This window comes from Streptomyces tyrfis, from assembly GCF_037034285.1.
Taxonomy (GTDB): Bacteria; Actinomycetota; Actinomycetes; order Streptomycetales; family Streptomycetaceae; genus Streptomyces.
The window spans coordinates 40078-58654 of record NZ_JBAGJZ010000051.1 but is presented as its reverse complement, the minus strand read 5'-3'; the positions used below and the strand labels follow the sequence as shown (position 1 = coordinate 58654).

14 protein-coding genes, 1 pseudogene and 1 riboswitch are annotated in these 18577 nt (G+C 72.9%); of the genes and pseudogenes, 1 reads left to right on the top strand and 14 read right to left on the bottom strand.

Features of this window, described 5'->3' with window-relative positions:
* Positions 1 to 93 precede the first annotated feature (93 nt).
* The 13 genes and pseudogenes from WA762_RS29685 to WA762_RS29625 form a co-directional block, all read right to left on the bottom strand.
* Positions 94 to 1407: a cyclopropane-fatty-acyl-phospholipid synthase family protein gene (locus tag WA762_RS29685; RefSeq protein ID WP_335939742.1), complete on the bottom strand. Its 1314-nt coding sequence runs from the start codon at positions 1405 to 1407 to the stop codon at positions 94 to 96.
* 414 nt (positions 1408 to 1821) lie between these two features.
* On the bottom strand, positions 1822 to 3207 hold the full coding sequence (locus WA762_RS29680) for an NAD(P)/FAD-dependent oxidoreductase (protein ID WP_335939740.1): 1386 nt from the start codon (positions 3205 to 3207) through the stop codon (positions 1822 to 1824).
* Positions 3208 to 3714: 507 nt separating this feature from the next.
* The gene (locus WA762_RS29675; RefSeq protein WP_335939738.1) at positions 3715 to 4668 is read right to left on the bottom strand and encodes a Ppx/GppA phosphatase family protein; all 954 of its coding nucleotides are present in this window, start codon (positions 4666 to 4668) and stop codon (positions 3715 to 3717) included.
* The gene (locus WA762_RS29670) at positions 4665 to 5297 is read right to left on the bottom strand and encodes a DUF501 domain-containing protein (protein WP_335939736.1); all 633 of its coding nucleotides are present in this window, start codon (positions 5295 to 5297) and stop codon (positions 4665 to 4667) included. The genes WA762_RS29675 and WA762_RS29670 overlap by 4 nt, the downstream gene beginning before the upstream one ends.
* 221 nt (positions 5298 to 5518) lie before the next feature.
* The gene (locus WA762_RS29665; RefSeq protein ID WP_335939734.1) at positions 5519 to 5989 is read right to left on the bottom strand and encodes an FtsB family cell division protein; all 471 of its coding nucleotides are present in this window, start codon (positions 5987 to 5989) and stop codon (positions 5519 to 5521) included.
* 122 nt (positions 5990 to 6111) lie between these two features.
* Positions 6112 to 7398, bottom strand: coding sequence for a phosphopyruvate hydratase (eno, locus tag WA762_RS29660; protein ID WP_335939733.1), 1287 nt, complete (start codon positions 7396 to 7398; stop codon positions 6112 to 6114).
* A 399-nt stretch (positions 7399 to 7797) separates the two neighbouring features.
* The gene (locus WA762_RS29655; protein ID WP_335939731.1) at positions 7798 to 8547 is read right to left on the bottom strand and encodes a transglycosylase family protein; all 750 of its coding nucleotides are present in this window, start codon (positions 8545 to 8547) and stop codon (positions 7798 to 7800) included.
* A gap of 3 nt (positions 8548 to 8550) precedes the next feature.
* A riboswitch (cyclic di-AMP (ydaO/yuaA leader) is annotated at positions 8551 to 8721 on the bottom strand.
* Positions 8722 to 9021: 300 nt separating this feature from the next.
* On the bottom strand, positions 9022 to 10032 hold the full coding sequence (locus WA762_RS29650; RefSeq protein WP_335939729.1) for a transglycosylase family protein: 1011 nt from the start codon (positions 10030 to 10032) through the stop codon (positions 9022 to 9024).
* A gap of 147 nt (positions 10033 to 10179) precedes the next feature.
* Entirely contained in the window at positions 10180 to 11628 is a 1449-nt protein-coding gene (locus WA762_RS29645) for a cytochrome P450 family protein (protein ID WP_335939728.1), read from the bottom strand.
* Between the two features lie 9 nt (positions 11629 to 11637).
* Positions 11638 to 12648, bottom strand: a complete 1011-nt coding sequence (locus WA762_RS29640) for a nucleoside triphosphate pyrophosphohydrolase (protein WP_335939727.1) — start codon at positions 12646 to 12648, stop codon at positions 11638 to 11640.
* A 29-nt stretch (positions 12649 to 12677) separates the two neighbouring features.
* Positions 12678 to 13334 (bottom strand): SurA N-terminal domain-containing protein, encoded by a 657-nt coding sequence (locus WA762_RS29635; RefSeq protein ID WP_335939725.1) that lies wholly within the window; start codon positions 13332 to 13334, stop codon positions 12678 to 12680.
* A gap of 214 nt (positions 13335 to 13548) precedes the next feature.
* A pseudogene (locus tag WA762_RS29630) lies at positions 13549 to 13920 on the bottom strand (GtrA family protein); the annotation flags it as partial.
* A complete protein-coding gene (locus WA762_RS29625; protein WP_335939723.1) occupies positions 13917 to 14879 on the bottom strand; it encodes a glycosyltransferase family 2 protein in 963 nt (320 codons plus the stop codon). The pseudogene WA762_RS29630 and the gene WA762_RS29625, both read right to left, overlap by 4 nt.
* A gap of 123 nt (positions 14880 to 15002) precedes the next feature.
* Between WA762_RS29625 and WA762_RS29620 the strand changes: the two genes are divergently transcribed.
* Positions 15003 to 17582, top strand: a complete 2580-nt coding sequence (locus WA762_RS29620; RefSeq protein WP_335939722.1) for a YfhO family protein — start codon at positions 15003 to 15005, stop codon at positions 17580 to 17582.
* A gap of 42 nt (positions 17583 to 17624) precedes the next feature.
* On the opposite strand, the gene WA762_RS29615 is transcribed toward WA762_RS29620, so the two are convergent.
* A complete protein-coding gene (locus tag WA762_RS29615; protein ID WP_335939720.1) occupies positions 17625 to 18461 on the bottom strand; it encodes a glycoside hydrolase domain-containing protein in 837 nt (278 codons plus the stop codon).
* Positions 18462 to 18577 lie beyond the last annotated feature (116 nt).

Genomic DNA, 18577 nt, shown 5'->3' with positions numbered 1-18577 from the left:
CCTCCGCGGGGCGCCCCCGGGCCCCCGGTGCGTCCGGCCCCGGCGCGTGCCGTACGGCCGGCCGTACGTCCCGGGCCCCGGGCGGTCGCGCGGTCAGGCGGTCGTCGCCGGCGTCTGTTCCGTCCAGGTACGGGCCCGCAGGGGCATCCGGGAGGCCCCGCCCGCCGCCGGGCGCACCGCGAGGATCTGGTTGACGCCGATCCGGTTGTGCTCGAAGGCCAGCGCGGAGGCCGCCATGTAGAGGCGCCAGACCCTGGCCCGCCCGGGCGAGGTCAGACCGGCCGCGCGGTCCTGGTGCCGCTCCAGGTTGGCGACCCAGCGGCGCAGCGTCAGCGCGTAGTGCTCGCGGATCGACTCGACGTCGCGGGCCTCGAACCCGGCCTCCTCCAGGATGGTCACGGTCCGCCCCACGGGGGCCAGTTCGCCGTCCGGGAAGACATAGGCGTCGATGAACTCGTCCACGTGGTACGCGGCCTCGTCCTTCTCGGGCCGCCGGGCGATCTGGTGGTTGAGCAGCCGCCCGCCCGGCTTGAGGAGGGCGAGGACGTCGTCGGCGTACTCGCGGAAGCGGACCGCGCCGACGTGCTCCGCCATGCCGATGGACGAGACGGCGTCGTACGGGCCGTCCCTGACGTCCCGGTAGTCCTGGACCCGGATCTCGACCCGTTCGCTCAGGCCCTCGTCCGCGACGCGCTTCCTGGCGTACGCGGCCTGCTCGGCGGAGAGGGTGACCCCGGTGACCCGGGCGCCGTACTCGCGGGCCGCGTGGATCGCCATCGAGCCCCAGCCGCAGCCGACGTCGAGGAGCCGGTCGCCCTCCTTCAGCGCCAGCTTGCGGCACACCAGGTCGAGCTTGTCGCGCTGGGCCTCCTCCAGCGTCCCGCCGTCCTGCCAGTAGCCGCAGGAGTAGACCATGGACGGGCCGAGGACCAGCTCGTAGAAGTCGTTGCCGACGTCGTAGTGGTGGCTGATGGCCGCCTTGTCGCGGCGCCTGGTGTGCAGCGCGCCGGACCGGCGGCGCATCTCCTCGGGCGGCGGGGGCGGTGGGAGCCCGGGGCCGGCGAGTCGCAGCAGCCCCTTCGCGAAGGCCCTGGTCCTCGGGTCGCGGACCGGGTGCACGGCGTCCTCGGGCGCCGGCTCCCGCTCCCAGATCAGCGCGGCCAGCAGGTCGAGGGCCTCGTACAGATCGCCCTCGACGTCGATGTCGCCCGCCACCCAGGCGCGGGCCAGACCCAGTTCGCCCGGCTTCCAGAGCAGCCTGCGCAGGGCGCGCCGGCTGCGGAGGACGAGGACGGGCGCACCGGGCGGTCCGGACTCGCTGCCGTCCCAGGCCCGGATCCGGACCGGCAGCCTCTCCCCCAGAAACTCCTCGACGAGAGCGGTCAGCCGCAATGCGGCGTCTGCCATGGCGCACACCTCCGTGATGGTGTTCCCAATAGGCCCAAACACGCCCAAACATGCCCGAACGGGACCGGGCATGTCTGGAACCACGCCGAACACCCGCGGCGTCACGGCGAGGCACATCACCCTCAACAGTCCGCCGAACGCCACCCATCCCGCTACAGCGCAATGGAACGGCAAAAACCTGCATGGCACACGCATATGACGGCGCGCCACCCGCCCGGCGGCCCGCGCCGACGCCCCACGGCCCGACGCCCCCGCACGGCACCGCCCCACGGCCCGGCACGGAACGTCGCAGGGCGGTACGCCGCCGTCCGGGCACGCCGAAGGGGCCGCCCGCACCACGGATGGCGGGCGGCCCCTTCGGGCGTCGTGCACGGTCCTGCGCGCGTCGCGGGCGAGTGGACCCGCGACGGGGCGTCAGGAGGCGGCGGCCTTCTCGCCCTCGGGCTTGACGGCGGCCGGGGCCGGGGCCGGCTTGGCGGCCTCGTAGAACTCCTCGCGCGGCGACTCGATGGCGCCGAGCGAGACGACCTCGCGCTTCAGGAACATGGCGAGGGTCCAGTCGGCGAAGACACGGATCTTGCGGTTCCAGGTCGGCACCGCCAGGCCGTGGTAGGCACGGTGCATGTACCAGGCGAGACGCCCCTTGAGCTTGATCTTCATCTTGCCCAGGTTGATCATCGCGACGCCCTTGTGCAGCCCCAGACCGGCGACGGCGCCCTTGTTGGCGTGGCTGTACTCCTTCTGCGGGAAGCCCCGCATCCCGGAGATGACGTTGTCGCCGAGGACCTTGGCCTGGCGCAGCGCGTGCTGGGCGTTCGGCGGGCACCAGGCGTTCGGGTTGCCGGCCCGGCGGCCGACCATGTCCGGGACCTGGGCGTTGTCGCCCGCGGCCCAGATGTAGTCGGTGCCCTGCACCTGGAGCTTCTCGCTGGTGTCCACGTGGCCGCGGGGGCCCAGCGGCAGGCCGAAGCGGGCCAGCGCCGGGTTCGGCTTCACACCGGCGGTCCACACGATGGTGCCGGCGTCGACCTCCAGGCCGTTCTTCAGCACCACGTGGCCGTCGACGCAGGAGTCCATGGAGGTTCCGAGGAAGACCTCGATGCCGCGGGACTCCAGGTGCTCGCGCCCCCAGGTGCCCAGCTTCGGGCCGACCTCGGGAAGGATCTTGTCGGCGGCGTCCACGAGGACGAAGCGCATGTCCTCGCGCTTCACGTTCGTGTAGTACTTCGCCGCGTCGCGGGCCATGTCCTCGACCTCGCCGATGGTCTCCGCACCGGCGAAACCGCCGCCCACGAAGACGAAGGTGAGCGCCTTGCGGCGGACCTCCTCGTCGGTCGTCGAGTCGGCCTTGTCGAGCTGCTCCAGGACGTGGTTGCGCAGGCCGATGGCCTCCTCGACGCCCTTCATGCCGATGCCCTGCTCGGCGAGGCCGGGGATCGGGAAGGTGCGGGAGACCGCGCCCAGCGCGATGATCAGGTAGTCGAAGGGCAGCTCGTAGGACTCGCCGACCAGCGGCGCGACCGTGGCGACCTTGCGGTCCTGGTCGATGGTCGTGACCCGGCCGGTGAGGACCTCGGCCTTCGGCAGTACGCGCCGCAGCGGGACGACGACGTGCCGGGGCGAGATGTTGCCGGCGGCGGTTTCGGGGAGGAAGGGCTGGTACGTCATGTACGAGCGCGGGTCGACGACCGTGACGGTCGCCTCTCCGTAGCGCATCTTCTTCAGAATGCGTCGAGCTGCGTACAGGCCTACGTACCCACCGCCTACTACGAGGATCCTGGGACGCTCCGTGGTGCTCATGCCATCGAGTATCCACCCCGCCCCGCGGACCCCCTCGTGAGCCCCTTCACAAGGTATCTACCCCCCTCTGCTACACTTCGCCGCCCACGTGACCGAGGTCATGGCACGAAAGGGGAACCAGGAGGCGGGGACGGACGTTGTCCACCGCCTGTGAGCTGGCCCTTGTGCCCGTCGCCCGGGTGGACCACCGCCCCCGGTCCGCGCCCCGGCGAGACCCCCGCGGCGACCGCGGGCCGACACGGACCGACGCCCCGGCGGGGCGGGGGCACCCGTAAGGACGAGAACCGCCTCCCCCAGGCCCGAAATCCTTGTGAAGAAGTTCACGAACTTTGTCGCGAAGCGCCCCGGCGGACCTCCCCCGAGGGCCCCGGGCGGCTCTCGAAAGGGCAGGCCGGAGTACGCATGAGCGGCCCCGGCCGGAGCCGGGACGGGGGCCGCCGCACGGCCCGCGGGCGGCCGACCGGCGGCCCGGGAGGAAGAACCGCCGACCGCCGATTCCGCAGGGGGTCAGGCGTCGGCGTCCGCCGCGTACCAGGCGATGCCGTCGAGGATGTCGTGCTCGCTGACGACGACCTCGCGGGCTCCGGCCCGCCGCATCACGGCGAGCAGGATCTGCGCCCCCGAGGTGATCACGTCGACCCGCCCCGGGTGCATCGGGCCGATGGCCGCCCGCTCGGCGTGAGTGGAGGCGGCGAGCCGGGCAGTGATCTCCTCGACCTGCTCCAGGGAGATCCGGGAGTGGTGGATCGCCGCGGAGTCGTACGCGTCGAGCCCGAGGGCGATCGCGGCGACCGTGGTGACCGTCCCGGCCAGGCCGACGAGGGTGGCGGCCCCGGTGAGCGGAACGGTCTGCTCCGCGAGGTCGAGGGCCGCGTCGACGTCGGCGCGGACGGCGGCGATCTGACCGGGGGTCGGCGGATCGCTCACGACGCCGTCGTGCACCAGATGCCGTTCGGTCATCCGGACGCACCCCATGTCCACGGAGCGCGCCGCCCGCACATGGTCGTCGCCCAGGACGAACTCGGTGGAGCCGCCGCCGATGTCCACGACGAGGTACGGCTTGGCGAAGTGGTCGCGGCCCGCGAGCTCCCTGGTCGCGCCGGTGAAGGAGAACTCGGCCTCCTGGTCGCCGCTGATGACCTCGGGCTCGACGCCCAGGATGTCGCGCACGCCCCGGACGAAGTCGTCCCGGTTCTCCGCGTCGCGGGAGGCGGAGGTGGCGACGAAGCGGATCCGCCGCGCCCCGTGCTCCTCGATCAGCGCCGCGTACCGGCGGCAGGCGTCGAAGGTCCGCTCCAGGGCCTCGGGGGCGAGCCGGCCGGTGCGGTCCACGCCCTGGCCCAGGCGGACGATCTCCATCCGGCGGTCCAGCTCGACGAACTCGCCGGTGGACGGGTCGGCGTCGGCGACCAGCAGGCGGATGGAGTTGGTGCCGCAGTCGATCGCCGCGACGCGGGTCACCGGTCGCCGTCCTCGGGGCCGGCGGGGCCGTCGGCGTCCTCGCCGTCGACGGGGCGGGCGGCGAACCAGCCGCCGTCGGCGTCCGCCACCTGCCACCCGTCACCGGACGGCGGCTCCGCGGGCGTCACGCACGGCCCCTTGCGCCACCACTCCGGCAGCATCGCGATCGCCTCGTCGCCCAGCGGGTTCACCCCGGGGCCCGCCGCCAGCGAGTGCGCGACCAGCACGTGCAGGCACTTCACCCGGTCCGGCATGCCGCCCGCGCTGGGGAAGCCGGCCAGCACCTCGATGGCGTCGCGCCGGGCGATGTAGTCCTCGTGCGCGGCCCGGTACGCGGCGGCCAGCTCGGGGTCCCGTCCGAGGCGCTCGGTCATCTCCTTCATGACGCCGTTCGCCTCCAGCGTGCCGATCGCGGAGGCGGCGCGCGGGCACGTCAGGTAGTACGTCGTCGGGAACGGCGTGCCGTCCTCCAGCCGGGGCCGCGTCTCGACCACGTCGGGGTTGCCGCACGGGCAGCGGTGGGCGATCGCGCGCAGCCCGCGGGGCGGACGGCCCAGCTGCTGCTGGAACGCGGCGATGTCCGCCTCGGTGGGCTCGGTGGACTCGGTCTGCGGAGGAGGGGTTTCCATGCCTGCCTAAGTTCTGTTTCCGGTTCTGGCCTGCTGACACCCCACTATGCCCCACGCGCGGCGAGGCGTTCCGGGCCCGCCCGGGCCCGGGAACGGGCCGACGGGCGACCGGGGCCGGCGCGGGAGGGCGAGCGGGGGCGAGCGGGGGAACGCCCGGGAGCGAGCGGGAGCGGGGCGGCCCGCCTCGGCCCGCCTCGGCCCGGCTCGGCGGCGGGTCCGGGTCAGCGGCGGTCGGCGCTGTCGACCCCGTCCCAGAGGTTGGCGTGCCACGGCCGGCCGGACGTGTCCGTCTCGCCGTTGCGCTCCTTGACCGCGTCGGGGTCGATCACCGTGTAGCCCGTCTCCCCGGGGAGGAGGTAGTGGAGGTGCTTGCGGGCCAGCTGCTTGATGTACGCGTCGTCGTGGAGCCGCGCCTTCTCGTCGCGCAGCTGCTCGGTGCGGGCCCGGGCCTCCCGGGCCAGCCGCTCCTGGTCGGCGATCTCGTCCCGCTGCGAGACGTACTGGCGCATCGGGTAGGCGAGCGCGACCACCAGGGTGCAGACGACGAGGGCGAGGAAGGCCGCCCGGCCGGTGAGCCGGGAGCGGCGGTCCTGCCTGCGGCTCTGCGACCGGTAGACACGGGCGGCGGTCTGCTCGCCGAGCAGCCGCAGCCGGGTGGCGGTGGAGAACCGGTCCCGGTCCTTCGCGGCCATCGTCCCCGCCTCCCCTTCACACACGTCCGTCCCCGCACACGGTACGGGACCGGGTGCGGGGACGGACGGAGGCGGGGGCCCTACGGCTCTTGCGGGACCGGTGAACCGGCCCCGCCGCGCGGTCAGTCGGCCGGACGGAACCGGGGGAACGCCGAGCGGCCCGCGTACACCGCGGCGTCGTCGAGGATCTCCTCGATGCGCAGCAGCTGGTTGTACTTGGCGACGCGGTCCGAGCGGGCCGGGGCGCCGGTCTTGATCTGGCCGCAGTTCACCGCGACGGCGAGGTCGGCGATGGTGACGTCCTCGGTCTCGCCGGAGCGGTGCGACATCATGCACTTGAAGCCGTTGCGCTGGGCGAGCTCGACGGCGTCCAGGGTCTCGGTCAGCGAGCCGATCTGGTTGACCTTGACGAGCAGGGCGTTGGCCGCGCCCTCCTCGATGCCGCGGGCCAGACGCTCCGGGTTGGTGACGAACAGGTCGTCACCGACGATCTGCACCTTGGCGCCGAGCCGGTCGGTGATGACCTTCCAGCCCGCCCAGTCGTCCTCGTACAGCGGGTCCTCGATGGAGACCAGCGGGTACGCGGAGACGAGCTCCTCGTAGTACTCGGTCATCTCGGCGGCCGAGCGGGACTCGCCCTCGAACTCGTACTTGCCGTCCTTGTAGAACTCGGACGCGGCGACGTCGAGCGCGAGCGCGATGTCCTTGCCCGGGACGTACCCGGCTTCCTTGATGGCCTCGACGATGAGGTCGAGGGCGGCGCGGTTCGACTCCAGGTTCGGCGCGAAGCCGCCCTCGTCGCCGAGGCCGGTCGACAGGCCCTTGGTCTTCAGGACCTTCTTCAGCGTGTGGTAGATCTCGGCGCCCCAGCGCAGCGCCTCGGAGAAGGACTCCGCGCCGATCGGGGCGATCATGAACTCCTGGATGTCCACGTTGGAGTCCGCGTGCGAGCCGCCGTTGAGGATGTTCATCATCGGCACGGGCAGCAGGTGCGCGTTCGGGCCGCCGAGGTAGCGGAAGAGCGGCAGGTCCGACGCCTCGGAGGCGGCGTGCGCGACGGCCAGCGAGACGCCGAGGATGGCGTTGGCGCCGAGCGAGCCCTTGTTCTCGGTGGCGTCCAGGTCGAACATCGCCTGGTCGATCAGCCGCTGCTCGGTCGCGTCGTAGCCGACGAGCTCCGGGCCGATCTGCTCGATCACGGCGAGGACGGCCTTCTCGACGCCCTTGCCCTGGTAGCGGTTGGGGTCGCCGTCACGAAGCTCGATGGCCTCGAACGCACCGGTGGAGGCGCCGGACGGCACGGCAGCACGGCCCGTGCTGCCGTCGTCGAGGCCGACCTCGACCTCGACCGTGGGGTTTCCGCGGGAGTCGAGGATTTCCCGGGCTACGACGACGTCGATGGACGGCACGAGGCATCTCCTTCTGGGATATGACACTGGTTCTGCAGGGTCACTTTGGCCTTGCGACAAGAGCCTAACCGGCCCCGCCCGCTCAGCCCGACGACCGCCCGCCCCCTGGGACGAAAAAGGACCCGAGAGGTCACGTTCCGGACAAACGGGCAGAAGATTACAGATCAGTAACTACAACAGTTGAACGAGCGGCCCCGCACACGAGCGCCGCCCGCCGGCGGCGTGCGCGGGCGGCATACGCCCGGGCGCGCCGCGCTTCGTACTCGGGCGCGGCGCACACCCGGGCGCGGGGCGCGTGGGGCCGCGTCGGCGCGCGGCGCGTGCGCCGAGCAGAAACCCCGGCCCGGCGCGCAGGGGAGCGCGCCGGGCCGGGGAGTCCGGAGAGGAGAGGGGTCCGGACTACTTCGTCAGGTGGAGCTGCTGACCCGGGTAGATCAGGTCGGCGTTCTCGACGATGTCCTTGTTCAGCTCGAACAGCCGCTGCCAGCCGCCCTTGACGCCGTGCTCGGCGGCGATCTTGCTGAGCGAGTCGCCGGAGGCGACCTGGTACTCGCCGTCGCCCTTCTTGACCTTCTTGCCGGTCGGGGTGGTGACGGTCTTCTTCGACTCGGCCTGCGGCGCGGCGGGGCGGTCGGAACGGGAGGCGGGGGCCTGGCCGCGCTCGGCCTGCTGCGGCTGGGCCTGGGCCGACTGGCGCTTCGGCTGCGTCTGCTTCTTCGGAGCCGCCTGGGTGCTCTGCTTCTTCGCGGAGGTGTTGACGCCCGGGTCGACGCCGTCGTTGCGCAGGTTGCCGGCGGAGGCGCAGCCCCAGGCGCCCGGGCCCTGCATGGCGAGGAGGCGCTCGGCGGTGGCGATCTGCTGGGCCTTGGTGGCCAGGTCGGCGCGGGGGGCGTACTGCAGACCGCCGGCGGCGGCCCAGCTGGACTGCGAGAACTGCAGGCCGCCGTAGTAGCCGTTGCCGGTGTTGATGGACCAGTTGCCGCCGGACTCGCACTGGGCGACGGCGTCCCAGGTGGCGACGGAGGCGGCGGAGGCGCCGGTCGCGCCCATCAGCGGAACGGCGACGGCGGAGCCGGCGACACCGGCGAGCGTGGCGACACGGACGGCCTTGGACGGGCGGCGGTGCTTGCCCTTGCCGGAAAACAGCATGGAACGTCTCCTCACCGACGCCTACGAGGTGAGCTGTCGGGTTCGGGCGAGTGAGTTGCCCGGTCGCGCGTCCTAGCGCGCGACTTCACCCCAAGCCGGTCCTGACGCGTCTTTCGACGGTCCGGGCCGGCGCCTACCTGGTTCCCCCGCTCCTGCCTACGGCGCTTGACGCGTCTGTGTCCCTCCGACCGACGGCAGGATTCGGCGTGACGGTCGACGGGGCCCGCGGTGCGAGCGGTTCCGACCGTAAACACATATAACCCTCATATTCAAAGATGGACACATCGGACAATCATCCCGTACTTGCATCTGAGGAACCGTCGTTTTCGCAGGTCGGAGCGGACACGGACAACTTCGGCGAACGCGACACGCCAGCGAACGCAAAGAGACCCATGTCTCACTTACACATAAGCGGACATAGGTCTCTGAACTACCCCAGGATTTGAGGCCCCCTCAGCCGGTCGACCGGCCCTCTCAGTCGGCGTTCACACCGAGATCGAGGCTCTGGCCGGGGAGGATGAGGTCCGGGTCGTCGCCCACGACATCCTTGTTGGCGTCGTAGAGCGCGGGCCATCCGCCGGGAACTTTCTGTGCGTCAGCAATTGCCCAGAGATTGTCACCCGGACGGACGGTGTACGCGTCGTCGGCCGCCGGGGCGGCCGCGTCGCGCGCCCCGCCCTCGCCGCGCGAGGCGTGGCGGCCCGACTCGCGGTCGAGGCCGCCGTCCGAGTCGCCCCGGCCCTCCTCGGCGGCCGGCGCCCCCCGATGCCTGCCGCCCGCGCCCGACGCCTCGTCGGACTCCCCGGACGGAGCCGAGGGGGTGAGTGAATCCGTCATATCCCCTGATTCGGGCGAACGGTGCGTATCGGAGGGCGGGGTGGCCGACTCTCCGGACGGGGACTCCTCCGCCGTTCCTGTTCCGGCGTCCGCCCCCGCGGCGCCGTCCGACGGCGTGGCGCTCTCGCCGGACGGGGGCGCCGAAGCCTCGCCGGACGCCTTCCCGTGCTTCTGCGAGGCATCGTCCGCCGGCCCGGCGTCCTTCTCCGTCCCGGCGCCCTTCGAGGCTCCGCCGGAGGGGGCCGCGCCCGGGTCGACCCCCGGCTGCGCCCCGTTCACGGCGAGCCCGGAGAGGGTCGCGCAGCTCGGCCACGCCTTCGGCCCCCGGTCGGCCAGGACCTTCTCGGCCACGGCGATCTGCTGAGCGCGGCTGGCGAGGTCGGCGCGCGGGGCGTACGCCTCACCGCCGTACGCCTTCCAGAGTTCCGGGGTGAACTGGAGGCCGCCGTAGGAGCCGTTCCCGAAGTCGGCGCTCCAGGAGCCGCCGCTCTCGCACTCCGCGACCCGGTCCCAGGTCACGGAGTCGGCCGCCTGCGCGGCGCCCGCCCCCAGCAGCGGGAGGGCGATGGCGGATCCGGTCACACCCGCGGCGACGACGATGGCGGGTGCCTGACGGGGGCGGCGGTGTCTGCCGTTCGCGGAGCCCATGGGGTTGCCTTCCGTGTGACGGACGAGTTCTGACGAGCGACTGGTGAGTCGAACGGTGAACCTAACCGGACTCGAACGCGCGTCACAAGTCGATGCAGCACGGATCACGCGAACATCACAGAATTGACGTTCCGTCAGAAACGGGGGTCATGGCCGGGCCTCGAACTCCACGGGGAGGGTGCGCAGTCCGCGCATGATGAGCCCGCCGCGCCACCGCAGATCGGCGGGTTCCACCGCCAGTCGCAGGTCCGGCAGGCGGCGCAGCAGCGTGGCCAGCGCGGTCCTCCCCTCCAGCCGGGCGAGCGGCGCGCCCAGGCAGTAGTGGATGCCGTGCCCGTATCCGAGGTGCTGGTTGTCCCGCCGAGCGAGGTCGAGGGTGTCGGGGTCCGTGAAGCGCGCCGGGTCGCGGTCGGCGGCGGCGAGCACGACGAGCACCGGGTCGCCGGGGGCGATGTCCTGTCCGCCGAGGGCGAGCGGCTCGGTGGCGAACCGCCAGGTCGCCAGCTCCACCGGTCCGTCGTAGCGGAGCAGTTCCTCGATCCCGGTCTCCAGCAGCCCGTCGTCCCCCGCGTCGAGGGCGTGTTGCAGCCGTATGCGTTCTGCGGGGTTGCGCAGCAGCGCGTAGACGCCGTTGCCGATGAGGTTGACGGTGGTCTCGAAGCCGGCGAAGAGAAGGATGAAGGCCATGGCGGCGGCCTCGTTCTCGGTGAGGTGCTCGCCGTGGTCGCTCGCCCGGATCAGCCCGGAGATCAGGTCGTCCCCGGGGTTCTCGCGCTTGCGGTGGATGAGCTCCGCGAGGTAGCCGCGCATCTTCTTCACCGACCGGGCGACGCCGCCGCGCGGGCCGCCGCCGTGCCGGATCATCATGCCCGCCCAGTCCCGGAAGTCGTCCTGGTCCTCCGGCGGGACGCCGAGCAGGTCGCAGATCGCGTAGATGGGGAGCGGGAACGCGAAGTCGTGGATGAGGTCCGCCCGGCCCTCCGCGGCGAAGCGGTCGATGAGCCGGTCCGTCAGCTCCTGGACGCGCGGCGCGAACGCGGCGACCCGGCGCGGGGTGAACGCCTTGGACACCAGGCGGCGCAGCCGGGTGTGGTCGGGCGGGTCGATGTTCAGCAGGTGCGTCATCAGCTCCGCCTTGCGCTCGCCGGGGATGCCGGTCTTCCCCTTGGCGTGCGCGGGCTCGGCGTGGTGCGCCGGGTTCTTGGAGAGCCGGGCGTCGGCGAGCGCCTGCCGGGCGTCCGCGTACCGGGTGACCAGCCATGCCTCGACGCCGCTGGGCAGGGTGGTGCGGTGCACGGGGCTGTGCTCGCGCAGCCAGGCGTAGGCGGGGTACGGGTCGGTGGCGAACTCCCAGGTGAAGAGTTCGGGGGCGCCCGCCGGGCAGCCCGTGGGGCCGTCTCCGGGACGGTCTCCGGGGCGGTCTCCGGGGCGGTCTCCGGACCGGTCGGCGGGGCGGTCTCCGGACCGGTCGGCGGGAGGGCCCTCGGGCTCCTTCCCGGACTGATCGGCGACACGGCCCGCGGACCGGTCTTTTGGCTGGTCGGCGGGGCGGCCCTCGGGCTCTTTCCCGGGGCGGTCGGCGGGGGTGTGGTTCACCCTGTGACGTTATCCGTTGCCCTCGGCCGCCCGGATGGCGTCCCGGTAGGCGCGGCCCGCGGCCCTCAGCGCGGCCTCGGGGTCCACGCCGTCCTGTTCGGCGCGTACGGCGAGGGCGAGAAGTTCGTAGCCGATGCCCTCACCGGCGGGGAGCGGCACATCGAGCCCGGCGGCACGGACCCGGGAGGCGAGCTTCGCCGCCAGCGCCAGCCCGGGCTGGCCCAGCGGCACCCCGTCGGTGACGGAGGCGCGCCGCTTCTCGACGGCCTTGGTCCGCAGCCAGTGCGCGCGCACCTCCTCCGGGGTCTCGGCGGTCTCGTCGCCGAAGACGTGCGGGTGGCGGTGGATGAGCTTCTCGACGATGGTCGCGGCCACGTCGTCGACGGAGAACGGCTCGTCCTCCTCCCCCGGGCCGCCCTCCTCGGCGATCCGGGCGTGGAGGACGACTTGGAGGAGCACGTCGCCCAGTTCCTCGCGGAGCTCGTCGCGGTCGCCGTCCTCGATCGCCTCGACGAGTTCGTACGCCTCCTCGATGGCGTACTTGGCGAGGCCCTCGTGGGTCTTCTGCGAGGTCCACGGGCATTCGTCCCGGATCCGGTCCATGACCTGGACCAGGTCGAGGAGGCGCGCGCCGGGCAGGTCGTACGAGCCGGGCAGCAGCTCCAGGTCCGGCATCTCCTCCCGCCCCGAACCGGCGAGCCGGGCGAGCCCGTCGGTCAGCGGCCGGTTCCCCTCGCCGCCGGTGAGGACGACGACGCTCCGGCCGCCCGCGCAGGCGTCCACGAGCTCCCGCGCGGTGGGCGCGGCGTGGTCCACGGCGACGCCCGCCTCCCGCAGATACGGCAGCTGCGGGTTGTCCGGCTCGGCGCAGAGCACCTGGTCGGCGGCGTGCAGCGCCTGCCAGGCGGGCCAGGACAGGAGCCCGGGGGCCACCCGGTGGCTGGCGGTGAGCAGGACGATACGGCCGGGGGCTTCGGCGCGGCCGAGGTCTTCGGCGCGGCCGGGGGCTTCATCGTTCACCGTTCGAATCTACCTCCGGCCGTGCTGCGCTACGCGCCGGACTCCGGGGCCGCGTCGGCGGGCTTGGTGACCTGGGTGATCCAGGGGGCCTGGTAGGCGGCGAGCTGGGCCTGCTCGTCGTTCCAGGTGCCGTAGCGCGGGTTGACGTCGACCTTCAGCGCCTTCGACGCCTTGCCGAGGGCGTCGCCCACGAGCTTCTGCCCCTCGGGCTGCCGCAGGTCGGCGCCGAGCGCCTGGGCCAGCTTCGTCAGCTGGACCTGCTCGCGCAGCACGGCGTCGATCTGGCCGGGCGCGACCCAGCTCTGCTGGAGCATCGCCGCCCGCAGCCGCTCCTCTCCCCCGGACTGGGCGACCGCGGCCTTCCGCATCTCCTGGACCTCGTTGCGGTCGACGGTCACGCCCGCGTCCCGCGCGGCCCGGTCCAGGACCCGGTCGAAGATCAGGCTGTGCAGCTTGGCCCGGCCCAGCTGCCCGGACTTGTCGATGAGCTGGGCGGCGTCCGGGGAGTCGCGCTGGGCCTCGCGGACCGCCGCCACCTGGCCCTGCACGGCGGACACCTCGATCCGGTCGCCGCCGACGAGGGCCGCGGCTCCGGGATGGGCCTGGCTGCCGCAGGCGGTCAGCAGCGGGGCGCCGGCCAGCAGGGCGGCGGAGACGACGAACGCGGTGCGACGGCGGCGGTGCAAAGGAACCTCCCGGGGAGACTTTGTGCATCAGCGCACAAGACCTTGCGGTGATCGATGGTAGGCAGTGGACGTGATCGGGGCCACTGGTTCGACCAACGATTCCGGGAGAGTTGGGGATGTGGTGCCCGCCGGGGCGTCGCGTCACGGCCCCGGCGGACCGCTTCCGTCCACGGGACGGGCGGGGCCGGCCGCCGCCCGCGCACCGGGTTCGGGCGCCGTCCGGGCTCAACATGATCACGCGCGAGACGACGAACGTGATCGGGACGGCCGCCGCCGCCGCGACGAGCGGCGCGTACCGGCTGCCGAACCCGGCGAGGTCCACCAGCACCCAGACGCCGCCGGTGGTGATGAGGAAGTTGGCCGCGTTGGTGAGCGGGAAGAGCAGGAACTTCCGCCAGGTGGGGCGGGTCCGGTAGGTGAACCGGCAGTTCAGGAAGAAGGAGCCGGTCATGCTCAGCACGAACGCGGCCGTGTGGGCGGCGAGATACGGCAGAGGGTTCAGCAGCAGGAGGTAACAGCCGTAGTAAGTACCCGTGTTGACCACGCCGACGAGTGCGAACCGGGCCATCTGCGCGGTGACCGTCATCGCCGCGCGGACTCCCGCCGCCGCGCCTCGCCCGCCGCCGGCCCGGTGTTGGCGGCCTTCACCAGGAAGTGCGGGCGCCGCTTCACCTCGTAGTAGATGCGGCCGACGTATTCGCCGATCACCCCGACCAGCACCATCTGGACCCCGGCGAGGGCGGTGACCACGACGAGGAGCGTGACATAGCCGGGGGTCTCGACGCCCTCCACCAGTGCGACGCCGACGATCCACGCGGCGTACGCGCAGGCGACGGAGAGCAGCAGCAGGCCGAGGTAGAGCGCGGCGCGCAGCGGTTTGTCGTTGAAGGAGAGCAGCCCGTCCAGGCCGTAGTTGAGCAGCTTTCCGAACGTCCAGGCGGAACGGCCCTGTTCGCGGACGGCGTTCTGGTAGCCGAACGTGGTGGTGCGGAACCCCACCCAGGCGAACAGGCCCTTGGAGAACCGGTTGTACTCGGTGAGTTCGAGCACGGCGTCCACGGTGCGGCGCGACAGGAGCCTGAAGTCCCCGACTCCGTCGACGAGTTCGACGTCGACCATGCGGTTGATCAGCCAGTAGTAGGCGCGGGCGGCGAGGGTGCGGGTGACGGCCTCGCCGTTGCGGGTGCGGCGGGCGATCACCTGGTCGTAGCCGTTCGCGTGCTCCTGGAGCATCCGGCCCACCAGTTCGGGCGGGTGCTGTAGATCGGCGTCCATGATGACGACCGCGTCCCCCTCGGCGTGCTGGAGACCGGCCAGCATGGCCGCCTCCTTGCCGAAGTTGCGGCTGAAGGAGACGTAGCGGACGCACGGGTCGGCGGCGGCGAGTTCCTGGAGGATCGCGGGCGTCCGGTCCGCGCTGCCGTCGTCGACGTAGAGCAGCCGGAACTCATGGCCCAGCCGGGCCATTTCGTCCGTCACGCGCCCGTGAAAGCGCTCCAGGATCTCTTCCTCGTTGAAACAAGGCACCACCAGCGAGATCAGCACAGACGTACACCAACCCGCCCACATGTCGGAACTTGACGCTCCGAATGACCGGTGGGCGTCCATCAGGTGAACTAGCCCGTTTCGTAAGGGATTTGGGTGTTCGATGCTGGCATATTCCCGCGTATGCCGATGTCTCGCCCCCGCCGGCGCGCGGGCTCGCTCGCCGCGCTGATCACCGCCGTCGCCGTGTGCGCGGGCGACGCCGCGGCGCGCTCCTTCCCGTTCGGGTCGCACACCCGCAGCGTCAACGACCTGGGCAACCAGTTCGTCCCGTTCCACGCGAGACTGTGGGACCTGCTGCACGGGAACGCCGACGGCGGGCTGCTGTTCAACTGGTCGTCGGGGTTCGGGACGAGCTTCCTGCCGGATCTGGGCACCTATCTGACCAGCCCCTTCGCGCTGCTCGTCGGCGTCTTCCCGCGCGAGAGGATCGACCTCGCGGTCTATGCGGTCACCGTCCTGAAGACGGCGTCGGCCGCCGCGGTGATGGCCCTGCTGCTGCTGACGCTGCGCGGCGGCCGGTGGTGGGCGGCGGGGGTGCTGGGCGGCTCGTACGCGCTGTGCGGCTGGTCGGTCATCGAGGCGTCGTACAACCCGATGTGGCTGGACGGGCTGATCGCCCTGCCGCTGCTCTGCCTGACCGCCGAGTGGGCCCGCACGGGCCGGCGCCGGGTCGCCGCTCCGCTGCTGGTCGCGGTGGTGTGGGCGGCCAACTTCTACACGGCGTACATGGCCACGCTGGGGGCGGCGCTGGTCCTCGGGCTGCGGCTGTTCACCGAGCGGGCGGACCGGCGGACGACGGTCCGGGCGCTGGGGCGGGCGGCGCTGACGGTCGTCCTGGGCATCGGGATCGCGGCCCCGGTGCTGCTGCCCGTGTACCTGGGGACGAAGCACGCCTACCCGGGCTGGAACCGGACGTTCGCGCCCGCCGCCTGGCCCGATGTGTTCGCCCGGCTGCTCCCCGCCACGTACAGCTTCTTCACCCCGGCGCTGTTCGTCGGCACGGGCACCCTGCTGCTGGCGGGGACGCTGGCGTTCCGGCGGGCGGCGCCGCGCCGCGAGCGGTGGGCGTGGCCGGCGCTGGTCGCGGTGGTCGCGCTGTCGTTCCAGTGGGGGCCGACGCATCTGCTGTGGCACGCGTTCACCACCCCCAACGGCAGCCCCTACCGGCAGACGTTCGTGCTGGCCGGACTGGTGGTGATCACCGCCTGGATCTCGGTGTCGTACGGCTGGCCGGAGCGCCGGGCGCTGCTGGGCGGGGCCGCGGTGCCCTGCCTGGTCGCGGCCGGGGCGGCGTCCAGCGCGCTGGTCACGGGCTGGACGTACCCGCTGTTCGCGGCCGGTCTGCTGGCGGCGGTCGCGGCGCCGGCCGTGGCCGGGAGGGGGCGGCGGTTCGCGGCGCTGGCCGCCGTCCTGCTGATCGGCGCCCAGGTCGGCCAGGCCGCGGCGACCACCGCGTACGGCGACTGGCAGAAGCGCCGCCGGCTCGACCGCTACGCGCCCTGGGGCGAACGGCAGCGGGACCAGGCGGCGGCCGTCGCCGACGCCGAGGGCTGGCCGCGCTACCGCACGGATCCGGGCCGACAGCAGGCCACGGCCAACGACCCGTTGCTGGTGGGCGGTCAGGGCGGCGCGTACTACAGCAGCCACACGCCCGCCGTGCTGACCCGCACGCTGCTCGCGCTGGGCGGCGGCTGGACGTCGAACGGCCGGGCCGTGCAGAGCCTCGACAACCCGGTCACGGACGCGGTCTTCTCCGTCGGCGCGCGGCTGCGCACCACCCGCGCGCCGGAGCGCACGGCGGGCGCCCCGGCGCGCTGGACGGTGGCGACGCACCGCGCGGAGGTGCCGCCGCTGGTGACGGTACGACAGCCGGGCGGCCCGGCGGCGTACGGCCGCTCCCCCTTCCGGAACCAGGAGAAGCTGCTCGGCTCCACGGTCTACACGGTGCCGAGGACGGTGCTGCGCACGGCGGACGGGACCGCGGTGACGAACCGGAACGGGCGCGACTACCGGGTGCGCGGCGGCGGGTACACGCTGAGCGCGACGTGCCCGGCGGGCTCGGAGGCGTATCTGTGGGCGCCGGACCTGTTCGGCACGGCCCGCGTCGGCGACGGCCCGATGGTCGTCCTCAAGGGCGAGCTCCCGGCCCGGCGCGCGGCGATGGAACGGCTGGGGACGCTCGGCGGTGCCTCCTCCGTGCGGATCGCGCTGGCCCCGGTGCGCGAGGGGTCGGTGCCGGTGGACGCGATCGGCTGCCTGGACCGGGCGCGGCTGGCGTCGGCGGTGGCCGGGCTGAGGCGCACCGGCGCGACGGACGTCCGCGTCACCTCCCACGGGATCCGGGCCGCGCTGCCGCCCGGCAGCACCGGAACGGCCGTGATCGCCGCGCCCCGGATCGCGGGCTGGAGCTGCCAGGGACGGCCCGCCGACAACCGCCTGGGCCTGGTCGCCACGCCGGTGCCGCCGCACGGCGGGGTGATCGACTGCACGTTCCGGCCGCCGGGCCTGCGCGCGGGCGCGGCGGCGGGGACGGGGTCGGCGCTCGCGCTGATCGCGGTCACGGCGTGGGGTGCGCGGCGGCGCGGGCGGTACGCACCGGAGGGGCGGCCGGCGCCGGCCGGGCCGCCGGAGCCGGGCGCCGCGGACGCGCCGGCCGTACCGAATGCGCCGGGTGCGCCGGCCGTACCGGACGGGCGTTGAAGCGTGTCGCGGAAGGCCCTGAGACAGGGCCTGGGCCCTGTCTCAGCCGCCCACGATCGCGACCGGGGCGTCCCAGGCGTTCCGGTCGATGGTGAGCGTGCCGCCGGTGTGCGTCACCTTCTTGTTGACGGCGTACTGGTGGCCCCGGCGGTGCCCGGTGTACAGCGTCGGCGCGTACGGGAACCCCTTGGTGGTGGAGTAGACGTCGTCGTAGCGGGCGTACCAGAGGATCTCGGGCAGGTCCGTGCGGTCCTTCGCGCCGGCCACGACGGCGGCGCTGGAGTCGCTGAAGCCGTAGAAGCCGGTCCAGTACCCCTTGGCCTTGACCGTCTTGTCGAACGACCGGATGTACGCGAGGACGGTGTTGACGCAGGAGGTGTTCTTCGGGTCGAAGTACTCCATGTCGAGGTAGACCGGGCTGCCCGGCTTCATGCCCAGCGCGGCCTCCTTCGCCACCGCGTCCTTGGCGTCGGCGGCGCCCAGCGGGACGGCGTCGGCCGCGGTCATCTTCTCCGGGTTGGCGCTCTTCTGGCACGGCGGCTGCGCCCCGACGTACAGCGGGACCAGCTTCCAGCCGACGGCGCTGACGGACTTCACCCAGGAGGCGGTCAGGTTGGGCTGTGCGCAGCCGCGGTTCTTCCCGCCGACGTACACGGCCGCCCCGTGGTAGACGGAGGAGCCGTACCAGCCCTTCATGGTGGTCAGCGACGGCGCGGTGCAGGTGTCGAAGACATGCCCGGTGTAGATCTCGGGGGCCGGCCGGGAGGCCGTGGTGGCGGTGGCGGACTCGGCCGCGAAGGCGCCGCCGACGAGAACGGCGGCGGCCGCCGCGGCGAGGGAGACGCGGCGGTGCTTCTTGGACAGGCGGTGAGAGGGCACAAAGACCTCGGCGGTGCTCGATGAGGTGAGAGGAAGAGTGTGAGGCCGACGGGGCAGGCGGGGTCGTCAGCCGCCCCGGCGGCAGAACACGATCTCATGTCGTCGGGGGCCCGACC

Excerpts from the sequence above, each read along its gene's own strand:
- WA762_RS29685 (WP_335939742.1), bottom strand. The coding sequence starts at position 1,407 with ATGGCAGACGCCGCATTGCGGCTGACCGCTCTCGTCGAGGAGTTTCTG.
- WA762_RS29680 (WP_335939740.1), bottom strand. The coding sequence starts at position 3,207 with ATGAGCACCACGGAGCGTCCCAGGATCCTCGTAGTAGGCGGTGGGTAC.
- WA762_RS29670 (WP_335939736.1), bottom strand. The coding sequence starts at position 5,297 with ATGGAAACCCCTCCTCCGCAGACCGAGTCCACCGAGCCCACCGAGGCG.
- WA762_RS29665 (WP_335939734.1), bottom strand. The coding sequence starts at position 5,989 with ATGGCCGCGAAGGACCGGGACCGGTTCTCCACCGCCACCCGGCTGCGG.
- WA762_RS29655 (WP_335939731.1), bottom strand. The coding sequence starts at position 8,547 with ATGCTGTTTTCCGGCAAGGGCAAGCACCGCCGCCCGTCCAAGGCCGTC.
- WA762_RS29650 (WP_335939729.1), bottom strand. The coding sequence starts at position 10,032 with ATGGGCTCCGCGAACGGCAGACACCGCCGCCCCCGTCAGGCACCCGCC.
- WA762_RS29620 (WP_335939722.1), top strand. The coding sequence starts at position 15,003 with ATGCCGATGTCTCGCCCCCGCCGGCGCGCGGGCTCGCTCGCCGCGCTG.